Origin of the sequence: Niastella soli (assembly GCF_017742245.1) — a bacterium.
Taxonomy (GTDB): domain Bacteria; phylum Bacteroidota; class Bacteroidia; order Chitinophagales; family Chitinophagaceae; genus Niastella; species Niastella soli.
The window spans coordinates 246,344-262,605 of the sequence record NZ_JAGHKO010000005.1 but is presented as its reverse complement, the minus strand read 5'-3'; the positions used below and the strand labels follow the sequence as shown (position 1 = coordinate 262,605).

The 16,262-nt window shown below is 45.0% G+C and carries 17 protein-coding genes; 5 read left to right on the top strand and 12 right to left on the bottom strand.

The window, feature by feature from the left end:
* Nucleotides 1–54: 54 nt before the first annotated feature.
* From J7I42_RS21595 to J7I42_RS21560, 8 genes are all read right to left on the bottom strand, one after another.
* Nucleotides 55–642 carry a TetR/AcrR family transcriptional regulator gene (locus J7I42_RS21595; protein ID WP_209140950.1) on the bottom strand — a complete coding sequence of 196 codons (588 nt, stop codon included), beginning with the start codon at nucleotides 640–642 and terminating at the stop codon, nucleotides 55–57.
* Nucleotides 643–714: 72 nt separating this feature from the next.
* On the bottom strand, nucleotides 715–1,047 hold the full coding sequence (locus tag J7I42_RS21590; RefSeq protein WP_209140949.1) for a 2Fe-2S iron-sulfur cluster-binding family protein: 333 nt from the start codon (nucleotides 1,045–1,047) through the stop codon (nucleotides 715–717).
* Nucleotides 1,044–1,370, bottom strand: a complete 327-nt coding sequence (locus tag J7I42_RS21585) for a metal-sulfur cluster assembly factor (protein WP_209140948.1) — start codon at nucleotides 1,368–1,370, stop codon at nucleotides 1,044–1,046. Before J7I42_RS21585 ends, J7I42_RS21590 begins: the two co-directional genes overlap by 4 nt.
* Entirely contained in the window at nucleotides 1,351–2,622 is a 1,272-nt protein-coding gene (locus tag J7I42_RS21580; protein WP_209140947.1) for a hypothetical protein, read from the bottom strand. The genes J7I42_RS21585 and J7I42_RS21580 overlap by 20 nt, the downstream gene beginning before the upstream one ends.
* Nucleotides 2,623–2,627: 5 nt before the next feature.
* Entirely contained in the window at nucleotides 2,628–3,446 is an 819-nt protein-coding gene (locus J7I42_RS21575; RefSeq protein WP_209140946.1) for a DUF2249 domain-containing protein, read from the bottom strand.
* A 15-nt stretch (nucleotides 3,447–3,461) separates the two neighbouring features.
* On the bottom strand, nucleotides 3,462–4,412 hold the full coding sequence (gene ric / locus J7I42_RS21570) for an iron-sulfur cluster repair di-iron protein (RefSeq protein WP_209140945.1): 951 nt from the start codon (nucleotides 4,410–4,412) through the stop codon (nucleotides 3,462–3,464).
* A 111-nt stretch (nucleotides 4,413–4,523) separates the two neighbouring features.
* Nucleotides 4,524–4,955 (bottom strand): RrF2 family transcriptional regulator, encoded by a 432-nt coding sequence (locus J7I42_RS21565; protein WP_209140944.1) that lies wholly within the window; start codon nucleotides 4,953–4,955, stop codon nucleotides 4,524–4,526.
* A 320-nt stretch (nucleotides 4,956–5,275) separates the two neighbouring features.
* The gene (locus J7I42_RS21560; RefSeq protein WP_209140943.1) at nucleotides 5,276–6,559 is read right to left on the bottom strand and encodes an epoxide hydrolase family protein; all 1,284 of its coding nucleotides are present in this window, start codon (nucleotides 6,557–6,559) and stop codon (nucleotides 5,276–5,278) included.
* Between the two features lie 360 nt (nucleotides 6,560–6,919).
* On the opposite strand from J7I42_RS21560, the gene J7I42_RS21555 reads away from it, so the two are divergent.
* Both J7I42_RS21555 and J7I42_RS21550 read left to right on the top strand, forming a co-directional pair.
* The gene (locus J7I42_RS21555) at nucleotides 6,920–7,879 is read left to right on the top strand and encodes an NHL repeat-containing protein (protein WP_209140942.1); all 960 of its coding nucleotides are present in this window, start codon (nucleotides 6,920–6,922) and stop codon (nucleotides 7,877–7,879) included.
* Nucleotides 7,880–7,976: 97 nt separating this feature from the next.
* Nucleotides 7,977–8,606 (top strand): trimeric intracellular cation channel family protein, encoded by a 630-nt coding sequence (locus J7I42_RS21550; protein WP_209140941.1) that lies wholly within the window; start codon nucleotides 7,977–7,979, stop codon nucleotides 8,604–8,606.
* Between the two features lie 17 nt (nucleotides 8,607–8,623).
* Here the strand turns inward: J7I42_RS21550 and J7I42_RS21545 are convergent, their stop codons facing one another.
* Complete coding sequence (locus J7I42_RS21545; protein ID WP_209140940.1) at nucleotides 8,624–8,929, bottom strand: YbaB/EbfC family nucleoid-associated protein; 306 nt, start codon at nucleotides 8,927–8,929, stop codon at nucleotides 8,624–8,626.
* A gap of 125 nt (nucleotides 8,930–9,054) precedes the next feature.
* On the opposite strand from J7I42_RS21545, the gene J7I42_RS21540 reads away from it, so the two are divergent.
* Nucleotides 9,055–10,155 carry a Gfo/Idh/MocA family protein gene (locus J7I42_RS21540; protein WP_209140939.1) on the top strand — a complete coding sequence of 367 codons (1,101 nt, stop codon included), beginning with the start codon at nucleotides 9,055–9,057 and terminating at the stop codon, nucleotides 10,153–10,155.
* A gap of 104 nt (nucleotides 10,156–10,259) precedes the next feature.
* Nucleotides 10,260–11,228 carry a glycoside hydrolase family 5 protein gene (locus tag J7I42_RS21535; RefSeq protein ID WP_209140938.1) on the top strand — a complete coding sequence of 323 codons (969 nt, stop codon included), beginning with the start codon at nucleotides 10,260–10,262 and terminating at the stop codon, nucleotides 11,226–11,228.
* A 10-nt stretch (nucleotides 11,229–11,238) separates the two neighbouring features.
* Here the strand turns inward: J7I42_RS21535 and J7I42_RS21530 are convergent, their stop codons facing one another.
* Nucleotides 11,239–13,137, bottom strand: a complete 1,899-nt coding sequence (locus J7I42_RS21530; protein ID WP_209140937.1) for a monovalent cation:proton antiporter-2 (CPA2) family protein — start codon at nucleotides 13,135–13,137, stop codon at nucleotides 11,239–11,241.
* A 1-nt stretch (nucleotide 13,138) separates the two neighbouring features.
* Nucleotides 13,139–13,747, bottom strand: coding sequence for an NAD(P)H-dependent oxidoreductase (locus J7I42_RS21525; RefSeq protein ID WP_209140936.1), 609 nt, complete (start codon nucleotides 13,745–13,747; stop codon nucleotides 13,139–13,141).
* Between the two features lie 76 nt (nucleotides 13,748–13,823).
* On the opposite strand from J7I42_RS21525, the gene J7I42_RS21520 reads away from it, so the two are divergent.
* Nucleotides 13,824–14,744: a YihY/virulence factor BrkB family protein gene (locus tag J7I42_RS21520; protein WP_209140935.1), complete on the top strand. Its 921-nt coding sequence runs from the start codon at nucleotides 13,824–13,826 to the stop codon at nucleotides 14,742–14,744.
* A 208-nt stretch (nucleotides 14,745–14,952) separates the two neighbouring features.
* Here J7I42_RS21520 and J7I42_RS21515 read toward each other — a convergent pair whose 3' ends face one another.
* Entirely contained in the window at nucleotides 14,953–16,017 is a 1,065-nt protein-coding gene (locus tag J7I42_RS21515; RefSeq protein ID WP_209140934.1) for an NADH:flavin oxidoreductase/NADH oxidase, read from the bottom strand.
* Between the last annotated feature and the right edge of the window lie 245 nt (nucleotides 16,018–16,262).

Genomic DNA, 16,262 nt, shown 5'->3' with positions numbered 1-16,262 from the left:
TCAAAAAGTGGGCCCGTATACACTAAAGCTTTGGCGGGCAAAGCAATAAAAATATTACCTGTCAAAACAAAGTTGGAGATTTAACTCCACCAGTTTTTCCAGTTCTTTTTCATTGTATAATCTTCTTGAAATATTGATCCCGTTCCACAAGTTCAACAGGTGTTTGGCTAATAAGGAAGGCTGAATGGTACTGGTCAGTTGTCCTGCTTTCTGGGCTTTTGTTAATTCTTTATGGAATAGCTTTTCCATATCCAGCAGCTTTTCCCGGGCAACTTTTTCCAGGTCAGGGTCCATACCGGTGGTTTCCCCTAATATATTTACATAAAAACAACCTTTTGTATGATCGATGGGCTTGTCAGGATAGGCTACATGGAGAAAGATCTCTCTGATGGCATCTACCGTATTGGAATGTTTTGCAAACACTTCCTTCATATTGCGAATAAACCGCTGGGCAAACCAGTCAAACACTTTTATAAACAACTCCCGTTTGTTGCCGAATGCATTGTACAAACTGCCTTTGTTCAGATCCATGGCAGTTAACAGGTCTTCGGTGGAGGCTGCTTCATAGCCTTTTATCCAAAAGACTTCCGCCGCCTGTGCCAGTGCTTTTTCTTCATCAAATAAACGGTTCCGGCCCGACATACTAATTATTTACCCAACAAAAATATCATTTTATACCAATCGGTCAAAAATAATATTCCTGTCAGTTACCATTTATGGCTCCAATACTTTTACCTGCAGACCGTTTACAGTTTCATCAACCAGGATCTGGCAGGCCAGTCGCAGGGTTGCCGGGGTATTTACTGACCGCCTGATCACGGCGGCTTCTTTAGAATCGATGACTGCCAGGTTTTCATCAGCATTCAATAATTCAACCAGACAGGTGCCGCAGCGGGCCATGCCGCCACACTCTCCTATTCCCTCTACCCATAATTGATCTTTTATCAGCACCATCAGATTCCGGTATTCACCTGCAAACGTTTCAATGGTTTGTGTGTTTCCATTGTACTCAATAAATAATTTGATATTCTTTTCTCTTTGATTCATACGATCCCTAACTGCCGGCGCCCTTCGGCCGAGATCATGTCGAAACTCCATTTTGGCTCCCAAACCAGTTCTACCTCAATGACATGATCTGTAAATTGCTCCGCCAGTACATTTTTAACTCCTTCCACAATGGCCTCACCCATGGGGCAATGCGAGGTAGAAAGGGTCATTGTAACCAGAATTGATTGCGGCGTAAAGATAAGGTCATATACCAGCCCCAGGTCCATAATATTTACAAAAAGCTCAGGGTCCATTACATTGTACAACACCGCAAGCGCCTTTAGCTTTTGTTTATTATCTACATTATTTATTACGTCCTCCATTTGTTTCAATTTTATAAAACAAGACCACCCCTACATTGTAAACATACAGTAAGGCGGTTATTATCCAGGCCATCAGCGCCACCCTGATGAGCAACACACAGGCGAATGAAATACCGGCCACCAGCAACAAAAGGGCAAACAGAAAACACCAGAACTGGTATTGCACCAGCTTTTCTTTATATAAATGCTTAGGCATGGGCACTTTTACCTTTCCATTCAGCAGCCTGAACTTATTGTTCCATACAATAAAGGGAAGTGTTTTAAATGTTTTTCCGAGAATGATACCTGTTATCCAACCCATAAACAATAAGGTCCCTAACACCAATGCCCAGCGTTTATCGTTGCTGCCATACAACAATGGCAACACCAAAAAGGCACTCAGTAAGCAAATAAATGACAAACCCGTATGTTTCATTTGCCAGTCTGTTTTTTTGCGTACCCGGTTGCGGTATACATCTGCCAGGTATAACACCCAGGCGATGGTACCCACCCCTATTATCAATTCATAGAACAGTCCCCTGTTTGAGAGGCCATTAAAATATGCATCACCCAAAAAAAGCACCAGTCCGCCGTTCTGACAATAAAACGCATATTTTAACAGCTTATCCTTTTCTGATTTACCCAATAAGAACATAGGTACCAGCTTGGCACTTACGCCGGTGATCAGTTGCAGAAACCAGCCTACCAGGCCTGCATGCGCATGCAGTTTTAATACATCGATATGGCTCATGGGTATAAACGGAAAACGCAAATTGATGGCGAGCAGCAACCCAAGCACCACCGTAAACAACAACCAGGCGGCCGAGCTGATGATAAAATTAGCAGCATGCCGGTTGCACTGCCCGGATGTATGGTACACATTCACGGCATACAGCAAGGCAGCTGTTACCACCAATGCGCCACCTGTGATCATGGGCCATCCCACCCAAAAGAACCAGAAACTGGTCACCAATAAACCAGCACCTGTGGTGAGGGTATAAAAAGAAATAACTGCCAGTGTGGGGCTATACAGATCGCGTTCGCAAATGACCGGCATTAATTGATACCCTGCACCAAAAATGATCATGGTCCCCCACCCCAACACCGCGCTGTGTACCACGGCCAAAATATGCGGACTAAAATAATGCCCCGTTAGATCACTGGCCGACAAAAAAAGCAATACGCAGAGGACAACGAAAAAAAGCGCCCCTATTGCGTAAAAGGGGATTACCGCTTTTGCCGGGGGCGCTTTGCCAATATTTATATCTGACATATAGGTTAAGTTTGATGTATCAACAACCGGATGTCGGTATCGGCAGCCGTGTATACAAGAATGTTATAGGCTTGATCGTTCAATTCATCCAATAAATAGACAGGTATCCTTTTGTGATATACCAGCAGCGCATTGTCCACAGGCAACCTGCCCAATGCCTCCAGGATCATTTGCATTGGCAAGGGCATTTCATAAGGTCGCACATCGATGGATTGTAAACGGGCTGAACCAAACTGGTTGCAGGCATTGGCAAAATCTGCCCCGGTACAATGCACTACTGGTGAAGTGTCTTTTTCATGGGTACCGCCTTTTCCCTTCAGGAAATAGGTGCGATGTTCTTCATTGGTGATCGTTTCTGAATAACAGGCTGCGCCTTTTGATTGCAGCAGATCGATCAGCGGGTATGGAATAAAAGAGTTCACCACACACAGCACATTCCCCTCCTTCAACGCTTTATACTGTTGCATGATCTCCTTCAAAGGGTCTTTACCAGAACTGATAGTAGGCCGTACATCGATCGTTTGCAGCTGTGATGGCCTAAGGGTACTGAACCAGGCAGGAATCGTTTCCCCGCCTGACTCATTTATCCCTTCTTCTGATGTGACCCAGTTAAAACCTAACGGTTCTAACGCTTTTCTAAAGTCTTCCACCCTGCAGCCACCTATTTTTGCTGCTTCAGCAATGGTGACCCGACCTGCCATTAAACTACGCAACACGGGGTTGCGCAGTTTTTCCAATGGCTTTGCCAGGGAAGCAATTACTTCAATGCCTGCTTTATTAGCTTTTATGATCGCTGCTATTTTGGTGGTACTGTTGATGGTCATGATAAATCATTTTACTTAGGCTGCCAGCTCCTGTTCCAATCCAAGCGCTTTTGGGAACAGGATATTATTTTCCAGATGAATATGCCTTAACAGATCGGCTTCAAATTCCTGCAGCTTGCTGAATAAAAAGGCATATGAATTGCAGGCATTTTTGGGAAGCGTGTAATCATTGGTAAGCTCACGAAAAGCATGCAGCTCTTCACCGGTGCGCTCATGTTCGGTTTCCATTGCCCGTACGGGAGAGACTACGGAAAATCCGGAATTGAATTTCGCACCCTGTTTCTTTTTCGCCGCCAGTTCCTTTACGTAAGGGAACAAGGCTTTTTCTTCTTTTTCCAGGTGAGCTAACAGATCAACCAGGCATTGTTGCACCCCTACAGCCAGATGTACCAGTTCGGGATGCTGATCACCATGTCTGTTCGCTACTTTTAAAGCCAGCTCCTCTATCAGGGTAGCGTTTTCGCGTATATATCTGTGGTGAATATTCACAATGTAATCGGCCAGAAAATCGAGCTCCCAGGAGTTAAAATCATGTTCCGCCTTGTTACGCGTGTGGTCATCAAAATTTTTCATTGCCACTTCTAATTGGTCTTGTGTTATACCCGCTTCTTCACATGCCTGGGTCACTGTTTTTTTACCACCACAGCAAAAATCGATGCCCAGCTTTTTAAACACTTCTGCTTTGCGAATGTCCTTTGCAACAATCTGCCCTACCGTTTCTGCTTTTGCAGCTGCCGCTGGTTTGGCAATGGCAACGCGCCACCATTCTGGCCCCTCCTCCAGGTAATTCCAGGTAAAGATGTTCCCTCTTTCACCCAGCAACTGATAATACAAAGGTTTGGGATCATGGTCGTTCAAAATGGTAAAAGTTTCGCCGGCGTTCAATGCATCAAAGCATTTGAAGATAGTGGGATGTTTTAACCGGGGTTCAATTTTGGTTACATCGAGCATTTCTGAAAGTATCATAGTTCAGCTTTATTTATAGTGTTAGAAATTTTAACAGACGTTATAGGGTGGAAAGACACCCTCTTATAAAATAATTAAATACCTTTTTATCTTCTATCGGCGCAAAAAAAATCAACGCTTCAGGAAGACGAGTTTTTGCTCCAGCTGCTCACTGAATTCTCCCAAATGGGTCGACCGTAGCATTTTTGAGATGGCATCACGGATCTTTTTGAATTCATTGTGAAGCGGGCATGGCTTTGTTTCAGAGCATTGCTTTAATCCAAGACCGCAACCGTTAAAGATCTGATCGCCATCGACAACATGTACCACATCGGCAAGCGTATATTTGCGGGACTGTGCATCGAGATAAAAACCGCCGGTGGGCCCCTTTTGAGATTGTATGATGCCCTTGCGGCTTAGGTCCTGCAGGATCTTTGCAATGAAATGTTCTGGAGAATCGATGCCAGCCGCTACCTCCTTGATACCCACGCGAGAGCCATCAGCAGTTTTCTGCGCAATGAAAATAACGGCTCTTATTGCATATTCACAAGTCTTGGAGAACATATTCTGGCATTGTTTGACCCCACAAAGATAGTCACAAACTAATAAAAGACAAATTTATCTTTTATTATTTTAAAACTACTGACCTGTAAGAGCTTGTCCGCCTTTGGCGGATTCGCCATCGGGTGGGCACTCCGACGCGTTGGAGCCCCATTATAAGGAGGGGTTAAGCCAGCCCCGCCAAGCGGGGTGCATATGAACCCACTAATAGAGCAAGCTCAAATGGTGCACCTTACAAGTCTATGCAACAAAGCAAAAAGCCCAAAGTCAATACAGTTTTGTATTGACTTTGGGCTTTAGCCTTTAATATTTAGGCTATCTCTTTATTTTCTTAGCGAAGCAAAGGATGCCCGCAATTCTTCAGAAAACAATTTAGGTTGTTCCCAGGCAGCAAAGTGACCGCCTACATCGAGTTTGTTATAATGAAGAAGATTGGGGAATGCTTTTTCTGCCCAGCTCCGAGGTACCTGATACAGTTCATCAGGGAAAGCACTCACCGCAACGGGGATCTTAATGTTTTTAACATCGAAGAAAGGCAGCTTGTTTTCCCAATAGAGACGAGCCGAAGAGATGCCTGTGTTGGTTAACCAGTACAGGGTGATGTTCTCCACAATATCTTCTTTGGTAAGACCGGCCGACTCGCCCTTGAATACGCGGGAGATAAGCGCGAGACTGGCTGCATCGTGGTCCAGGATCCAGGCTGCCAGGCCAATGGGTGAATCAGAAATGCCGTACAGGGTTTGTGGACGGTGTGCCATCTCAAGGGCATAACTAAGCCCGTTCTTATAAAAGAAATCAAGTTGTTTAAATGCATGTTGCTCATCGGCTGATAATCCGTCAGGCATTGGTCCGCCGGCCTGCAATACTTTATTAATGTCGGCAGGTACCGTGGCAGCCATATTGGTATGAATGCCAATTAATTCAGGTGGTGCCAGCACGGCCATTTGTTCTGTTACGGCATCGCCCCAATCGCCGCCCTGGGCCACATATTTGTTATAACCAAGCCGTTTCATCAAAGTTATCCAGGCTTTGGCAATGCGCACCGGGTCCCAGCCGAGTTCAGCTGGTTTGCCTGAAAACCCATGTCCGGGCAATGAAGGTATTACTACGTCAAAAGCGTCTTCAGCCTTGCCACCATATGCTGTGGGATCAGTAAGGGGGCCTATGACCTTCAACTGCTCGATAATAGAACCGGGCCAGCCATGCGTTATAATGACCGGCAGCGCATTTTTATGTTTTGACCGAACGTGAATGAACTGTATATCTACACCATCAATGGTTGTTACGAATTGTGGCAAGGCGTTCAGCTTCTTCTCCGTTTTACGCCAGTCATAGGTAGCCCAGTAGCTCGCCAGCTGTTTCATGGTTGCCAGTTGTACCCCTTGTGTTGCATCTTTTACTATTTCCTGTTCTGGCCATCGGGTTGCCTGGATGCGCTTGCGAAGATCGGTAAGCTGGGCCTCGGGAACATTTATTTTAAAGGGACGGATCCCTTCATTGGATGCTGGTGTACTACCTGTACTGCTTTGTGCACTACCCACTAACCCTTGCAAAGCGAATATGGCTGTTAGCAGCCCATTGCTCAGTATGCCTGTAAACTTTTTCATTGCTAAATTTTTAGAGTTTCATTTCAATTGCCTGGCAAAAGTACACCGGTCACTACCCCTGTACCAATGACTTTCAGCTAAACAGGACGAATTGATCCGCGAATTAGACATTTGTCAACTTCACTTAGTAAGGGCCGAATTCTCAATGATCAAAAAAATTCCCCGGCTGATGAACCCCTGGTATTACCCCACAGTACTTTTACGTAAGTATAAAAACTCCTTTACTCCATGTTCGCACATAGCCACGCGGAAAACCCCTATAAAAACTGCCAGAAAAAACAATTGCTATATCCAACTTATCACTAACTGCAATAAAAATATATTCATCGGCGTTAGTGCGGCACAATTTATTTTTCGAATATGAAAACGTCAAAGACCATTATGCATTTTAAAAAACCCCTTGTTATCCTATTTTCTGCCATGTCATTATTGGCAGCCTGTAAAAAAGATTCTGATTCCGATTCACCTGCAGCAACTCCGTTAACTTATTATACCGTTAAAGGATATGAGGACGCTAATAACAACTACCAGGACACCTACCAATTGGTAAGCCTGGATGCTGCCAGTTTAGCAGAATCTGTTGTATACGACCTGAAGGATACGGAAATGAACGACATTGTTTATTTACCCACTACCAAAGAGATCGCGGGCCTTGATGACGACGGCGCTGCATTGATCAAAATAAACCCCACTACCAAACAAAAAACATTGGTAACGCTTTCAACCGAGTTGAATATCACATATAAAGATTTGGTAGTTGATAAAGACAACAACCTGTATTCACTTAAAAAAGTGAGCACTTTAACATCCACCAAATATAACCTGGTGAAGATCGATGCTGCAACCGGTAAAGTTACAATACTGAATCCCTGGAAAGATGTAAACGACCTCACTTACCTGTCGGCTACCAACGAGATCCTGGCTATTTCCGCCAATAATTACAGAGGGATAGCAAAATATAACCTCACCAGCCAGGACACTTCTACCGTTCAACTGACGACTAACACCCTAACACGTTATTACGCGCTGTTTAGTGATAACAAGTCGAATGTGTACGCGTTCCAAACCGACATTAACTATTCCGCTTCTAATATCGTAAAATTAGATCCGGCTACTTTTGCCTCATCGATAGTAACTACGCTGAGTGATCCCAAAGGTTTATTAGACACTGAAATATCTTATGTACCACAGCGTGATGAATTTGTGAGCATCTGGAAAGACCTGTCTTTTTACAGATATGACCTGGGACAAAAATCAACTTCCCTTACAACGCTCTCTACTGATAACCAGGTTTGGTACTACGGTGTAATAACCAATTAATTTACATTATACATAAAGTCAAAATACCCGTCTCGGCTTAGCCGAGACGGGTATTTTGCTTTCTGAATGTTACTATATTTACCGTAACTTTTTCAACATGAAAGAAGACCTGCTTAAGCTGATAGATATACTGGGGACCATCACCTTTGCCATCTCTGGTGTATTTGCTGCCATGGAAAAGAGATTGGATATTTTTGGCATCCTGATCATTTCATTTATTACCTCGATCGGGGGCGGTACATTGAGAGATGTGTTGCTGGGTGATCTACCGGTAAAATGGATGGCTGATATTGAAACCCCGCTTATAATTCTTGCCAGCGCTACCTGTGCTATCCTGTTCCGGCATATCATTAAGAATTTTCAGCAGACCTTGTTCATCTTCGACTCTCTGGGGCTGGGCTTTTTTACCGTGCTGGGCATACAGAAAGGAATAAGGTTTGGCTTAAACCCTGGCATCTGTGTAGTATTGGGTACTATCACCGGGTGCTTTGGCGGCGTTATAAGAGATATTTTGCTTAACAATATCCCTCTGATCTTTAGACGGGAAATTTATGCAACGGCCTGTATCCTGGGCGGCATTATCTATTTCATCTTATTTGAAACCAGTTTCCCCAAAGAATGGCTAGACGTTACTGTTATGTTGGTTGTTTTTTCCATCCGGTTCCTGGCCGTGAAATTTAATCTTGTTTTGCCTGACCTGTATACCGACAAAAAAGGCCGTCGATAAGACAGCCCTTTAATTTTTTATAGTCCCAGCCCACCTAACATTCCGCCAGCCAGGCCTTTCATTTCATCTTCCCAGGCCTGTTCGGCATTTTTAAGCGCCCGGTTCAGGGCGGTGATGAGCAGGTCTTCCAGCTCTTCCTTTTTGTCAGGCGCCATCAACTGGTTATCTATTGAAATGGTTTTTACTTCCCGGTTTCCGGTTACCGAAACCTTTACCATTCCGTTACCGGCTTCCCCGTCAATAATTACATCGCCAAGCTTTTGCTTGCCTTCCTGCATTTTCTGTTGTGCTTCCTGCAATTTGCTGAACAGATCTCCGAACATATAATATACGTTTAAGCCCACAAAGGTATATTAATTAATACAGGCAACTTAAAAATGTCTTAACTTCAGTACCGACGCTACTAACAGTGGCACGCCATTATCATAAACCTACAAATTCCTGTTACATGAACACTATTTCACGTAGACGTGTAATTAAAACGATTACTACCGCCAGCGGCATCCTGTTACTTTCGCCCAAATCACTCCTTGCCCTCCCGTCCCGTTATAAAGACAAACTTGGCATAGCCCTGGTGGGCCTGGGATACTACAGCACCGACCTGCTTGCCCCTGCCCTACAGCAAACAAAACATTGTTACCTGGCTGGTATTGTAACCGGCACCCCGGCCAAAGCCGAAGCCTGGAAGCAGAAATACAATATCCCTGATAAGAATATTTACAATTATCAAAATTTTGATTCCATTGCCAATAACCCTGACATCGATGTGATATATGTAGTATTACCCCCCTCAATGCACAAAGAGTACGTGATCAGGGCGGCCAATGCAGGCAAGGAAGTGTGGTGTGAAAAACCCATGGCAATGACCGAAGCGGAATGTAAAGCAATGATCGATGCCTGTCGTTCCAATAAAAGATCATTGGCTATTGGCTATCGTTTGCATCATGAACCCAACACACAGGAATGGCGCAGTATTATAAAAGAAAAACGGTTGGGCAAAGTTACCAAAGTGAACTGCGCCGCCGGGTACCGCGATAACCGCACCGATCACTGGAAACAGAAAAAAGAAATGGGCGGCGGCGTTCTATATGATATGGGCGTTTACGCCATACAAGGTGCAAGACTGGGTACCAATATGGAACCGGTTGCCATTGTATCGGCACAAACCTCCACCACCAGACCAGAGATCTATAAAAACGGTTTGGATGAAACCACCATCGCCACCCTGGAATTTCCCGGTGGTGTACTGGCCGATATTAAAACAAGTTTCGGCGAGAACATCAACTTCAACAATATCACCTGCGAAAAAGGAGAAATAAAGATCCAACCATATTCAGGATACAATGGCCAGAACGGGACCAGCCCGCTGGGGACCATCAATCACCCTTATACAGTTCCCTATCAACAGGCCAAACAAATGGATGATGACGCGTTGAGTATTTTAAACAGGAAGCCCATGCTGGTGCCGGGTGAAGAAGGGTTGCGCGACATCCGGATCGTGGAAGCTATTTACAGATCGGCTGCCACCAAACAACGGGTAAGCTTATAGCTATAGTTTTTGACTATTACTTTTTTAACTAATTCGCGGCTTTTATTGCTCAATTTTTCTAATTCGGATAAATTAAAGCAACTTATTGTCTGAAGCAAATAAGTATGAAAAAGATCTATACAGTTATTCTATCTATTTTTATATTCATGGCCGGTTTTGCACAAATACAACCAGTTAAAGACAATGGCGCGCTGAAAGTAGCGGGTACAAAACTGGTGAATCAAAACTGGCAACCGGTAGTATTACGCGGAATGAGCCTTGGCTGGCATAACTGGTGGCCCCGGTTTTACAACGCAGAAGTGGTAAGCTGGTTAAAGAACGATTGGGGGTGTACTATTATCCGCGCAGCCATGGGTGTTGAACCCGATCATGGGTATATACAGGAACCTGCCTGGTCAAAGGAAAAGATAAAAGCAGTAATAGATGCCGCCATAAAAGAAGGCATTTATGTGATCGTTGACTGGCACAGCCATAACATCAGGCTGGAAGAAGCAAAACAGTTCTTCATTGAAATAGCAACAGAGTATGGCAAGCAGCCCAATATCATATACGAGATCTTTAATGAACCCGCAGAGCAATCCTGGGCCGATGTAAAAGCCTACTCCTTAGAATTACTCAAAACCATCAGGGCCATCGATCCAGACAATGTCATCCTCATTGGCTCACCCCATTGGGACCAGGATGTGCAGGTGGTTGCTGATGATCCCATAAAAGGATACAACAACATCATGTACACACTGCATTACTATGCGGCCAGCCATAAGCAAAACCTGCGTGACAGGGCTGACTATGCGCTGAAAAAAAACATCCCCATTTTTATTTCAGAATCGGCAGGCATGGAACATACCGGAGATGGCCCACTCAATGAAACAGAATGGAAGACCTGGATAGCATGGGCAGAGAAAAACCAGATCAGCTGGTTAACCTGGTCGGTAACAGATAAAAACGAGACCTGCTCGGTGCTGTTACCTTCCGCCTCTTCAACAGGAAACTGGCGCGATGAAGACCTGCAACCATCCGGTATAATGGCCAGGCATCTTATTCTATTAAATAGCAAACGTATCAAGCGTTGAACCAGCCAGCTTACCCCTGCGGGTTCTCTTGCAGGGAAGCACGGACTTCTTCGATCAACGAATCCGGATCCCATGACATATCCCCTTCAGACAACAGGTACTGCCGGTCTGACTGAATGGTAGCTTCTATTTCTTCAAAGAATTTTCTTGCTGCTACCACATACTCATCGGGGTTTCTGATGGACGAGAGTCTTTTCAGATTGGCCTCGTCATATTTGATAAAATTCGCAGCCTGGCGACGGGCAGTGTATCTTCTATGACCCAGCAAGCTCATTACATCTACCCCCACTCGTAAACTGGTATCCAGTGATTCCCGGTAAATATGCAGCATCCCGGCGTTCATAAGATCATAGGCATCGTAGCGATTGGCGGCACGCACCAACATATGCAGATGTGGGAAATGCTTTTTGATGGTCTCGATCATCTCCAGTCTTTTCTCAGGTGAGGAGATCGCTATTACAATGATCCTGGCTTTATCAGCACCCGCTGCTTGCAGCAGATCAACCCGGGAAACATCCCCATAAAACACTTTAAAACCCATTTTACGCAGTGCATCCACCCGGTCAGAATCCATATCCAGATAAGTGGCGGGGATCCTGTTAGCCCGTAAAAAACGCCCGATGGTGCTTCCAAAGTGACCAAACCCGGCGATGATCACCGAATGCTTTTCATCAATGTCATCGGCAGGCCGTTCTTCGGTTTCCTCTGTACCTACCCGGGGCAGGAGCAACTTTTCATTCACCATCACTATCAATGGGGACAATCCCATACTGATGGCCACTACCGCAGTCATTACATTGGTGGTTTCCTGCGACAGTATGCCCTGCTGAAATGAGAACGAAAACAATACAAAGGCAAATTCACCCACCTGTGTAAGGCCAAAGGAGAAGATAAAATTCTGCTCCGTACCCATTTTAAACACTTTGCCAAGCAGCAACAGTACCAGCGCTTTCACGGCGATCAGGATGCATACCCACATTATTATTTCACGCAAGTGCTGGGATACCAGTCCAAAATCTATAGAGGCACCCACTGCTATAAAAAAAACGCCCAGTAACAATCCCTTAAAGGGTTCTATATCACTTTCCAGTTCATGGCGGTATTCGCTGTTTGCCAGTACCACACCCGCTAAAAACGCCCCTAATGCCGGGCTTAGACCCACTCTGGTCATTAACACGGCAATACCCACCACTATCAGTAAGGCGGTGGCTGTAAAAATTTCCCGCATATTGGTTTTGGCCACCAGCCGCAACAACGGACGTACCGCAATTCTTCCCACGGCAATCACTGCCGCAATAACGCCTAACACGATCGTTGCGTGCAACCACGCCGGTTGTCCATCCACCCAGGTACCCGCTTCATGCGCATCACTTGAATTGTGCAGAATGTCGGTAGTGGCCAGCAATGGAAAAAGTGCCAGCATGGGTATCACTGCAATATCCTGGAACAGCAATACAGCAAAAGCACTTTGACCAGCGGATGTTTTCATCAATCCTTTTTCTGCCATTGTTTGCAATACAATGGCGGTGGATGACAAAGACAGGATCATTCCCAACGCCAATGCCTGTTGCCAGCTAAAGTGAAAGAGCATGGCAATGCCTGCTATAACCACTGTAGTCACTATCACCTGCAAGCCACCCAGGCCAAGAATTGATTTACGCAGCTTCCATAATAATTCCGGTTCCAGTTCCAGTCCAATTAAAAACAACATCATCACTACCCCAAACTCTGCGTAATGCATAATATCCTGTCCTTCTGCGCCCACAAATCCCATTACGGAAGGCCCGATGATGACACCGGCGATCAAATAGCCTAATACGGAACCTAACCCCGACTTTTTTGCCAACGGCACAAACAGTACGGCCGCCCCCAGGAACACCAGGGCCTTATAAAAAAATGAATGCTCCATATTAAGCCAAATTATTTTGTGAGATCTCAATAAGGTCGTTTAAACAGGAAGCCTGCATCAACTCCTCATCTTTCAAATTTTCCTGCCGCAACAGCTGCAGCAGTTGGTTGTATCTCTTTCCATATTCATTGATCTGCGGCATTTCCAGTTTGTGCGTTCCTGAAACCCAGAAGGGTGGCAGGTAGGTCATTCGGCAAAGCTCTGCCGTTCGCTCAAATGGTTTTAATACCTCGGTAATAGTGCAGTGCTGGTATCCTTCCCGTTGATAGGATTGTAAGCTGCTGCCAGAAGAGATCACATTAAAAACTTTTTTACCCCTTAACGCATAACCATCTTTTCCGTACGCCCATCCATGCTCCAGCACCAGGTCCTGCCATTGTTTTAACATAGCAGGCGCACTGTACCAATACAACGGATGCTGCCAGATGATGATATCATGCGCCAGCAACAATTGCTGTTCGCGAGTAACATCTATATCGAAGTCGGGATAATTTTCGTACAGGTCGTTCACCGTTATTCCGTCGAGGTGGGGAATATGATGTAACAGTCTTTTATGCACACGGGACTTTTCCAGTACCGGATGAGCAAAAATTATTAAGATCTTTCTCATGTTCCACTGGTTTTAAATAATTCACAACTTAAAGAGAAATTGGGCATCTATTATGGCTTAAATTTAAGGTCATAAGATGGCAAAACAAAAATCCATATGGAATCTGTCTGTAGCAGGAAAACTGCTAAAGGAGTCCTTCCACCGGCTGCAAAGTAACGATCCTTTGCGAATGGCGGGCGCTACTGCTTTTTTTACCAGTTTTGCCCTGCCCCCTATAATGGTGCTTCTTTTTCAGTTCTTCAGTATTTTCTTTAGCAAAAAACTGGTGGGCACCGAGTTGCGGAGTGTGCTTACTACCACATTGGGTAATGCCAATACCGAACAATTGCGAATTATAGCCCGTGGCTTACGCAATCTTGCACAAAATTGGTACATGGCTGTCATTGGCCTCCTGTTCCTGATATTCGTGGCCACCACCCTATTCAAGGTTATCAGAAACACATTGAATGACATCTGGCATATTCGACCCGAGCAGACCGGCTTTTTTTATGACCTGAAAGTGCGGGGCAAATCACTGGTGATCATATTGGCGGCAGCCATCCTGTTTATTGCCGGGGAAATTATTACTATAGCACGGGAAGTGGCCGGTAAATATGTGGCAAGTGTAGGGGTAACAGGCAGCCCTTTCCTTAGCACCCTGTTGAATCACCTTTTTGGCGTGCTCACCATTATCGTTTGGTTTATTGTGCTATTCCGGTTCCTGGCTAATGGTCGCCCGTCGTGGCGCGTGGCAACGACAGGCGGCATATTGACCGGCGTGCTGTTTTATTTTGGCAAAGCGGTGCTTTCAGCAATGATGCGGCACAGCAATGCCGGCATTGTATATGGCGCAGGCGCCGCCATTGTATTGATACTGCTGTTTATGTTTTATTCCTCGTTTATTTTATACTTCGGTGCCAGTTTTATAAAAGAATATTCCGACTTCACCAACGATCCCATTGTCCCCAGACACAAGGCGTATCAGTATGAACTGCATAAAGTAGGCGGACGGCATTAGACAACAGGCAATAAGTTATAAAAGAAGCTGTTGAGGTTATAAAATGCAGGTTATTTAGTTATTGAGTTATTTAGTTTTTTAGTTATTAGGTTATTATATTGGTTGGTTCGTTGTTGCCAGTCGCCCCTTTCCTAAAATAGCCCAATAACTCAATAACCTAATAACCTACGAACCCAATAACTTCAATTTTAACTTTCAACTTTTAACTTTAAAACCTCGCCCGTTCGTATTGTACCGGCCAGTTTACCTTTTCATGTAATTCATGAGCTGCATGCAGGGCAAAATAAGGTTGACGAAGCAACTCACGCGCCATGATGATCATATCGGCATCGCCATTAACCAATATGGTCTCAGCCTGTATGGCGGTAGTGATCATTCCTACTGTGCCAGTGAGTATCCCGGTTTCTTTTCTGATGCGGGAAGCAAAAGGCAACTGATAGGCCGGACCAATAGTAATTTGCTGGTAATGCACCAGCCCGCCCGAAGAAACATCTATCAGATCAACACCTTTTTGCTTTAGTATATGGGCCAATTGCACAGATTCTTCAATATTCCATCCCCCCTCCGCCCAGTCAGTAGCGGAAATTCGTACCAGTAAAGGCAGTTCATTTGGCCAAACGGTTTGAATACCAGCAATAATTTCCAGCAATAGCCTGATCCGGTTTTCAAAAGAGCCGCCATATTGATCTTTGCGGTGATTACTGAGTGGCGATAAAAATTGATGGACCAAATACCCATGGGCGGCATGTATCTCTATCACCCTAAAACCGGCACGCAATGACCGGCTGGCCGCCACCGTAAAATCGCTGATGATCTTTTGAATGCCTTTTTCATCCAGCGCAACAGGCATGGGGTAATTGTCGGCAAAAGCAATAGCAGAAGGCGCCACCACTTCCCAGCCTCCATCCTCAATGGCTACTTTGCCACGTCCTTCCCAGGGAACGTTGGTACTGGCTTTACGGCCGGCATGCGCCAATTGAATACCGGGCACTGAACCCTGCGCTGAGATAAAGGAAGTAATCTGGTTTAGTTTTTCGAGGTGCTCCTCTTTCCAGATGCCAAGATCGTGCGGCGAGATGCGGCCTTCCGGTGAAACAGCTGTCGCTTCTGAAATAATAAGTCCGGCGCCACCCACTGCCCTGCTGCCCAAATGCACCAAATGCCAATCTGAGGCAAAACCATCCACACTGGTATATTGACACATGGGCGATACGGTAATGCGGTTATTTAACTGTACTGATTTTATATGAAGGGGGGTAAAAAGTTTAGACATATACAAGAAATTAAAGGATAAATGTAATTAAGTTTTATATGTGATTACTAATTCTGTTTTGCATTCGATTTTAATTTGATAAAATAAATTTCCCTAATACCTTTACGCCGCCTATATGTGACCAAAACCGGGACCTCACCCTCCCGGCCATCCGATATACCTCCTGTAAAGCCCCTATTACTTAATAATCTTTACAACTATACTATTCATTTATTGCGCCGTATACGGCGTACAGAAACCCTATG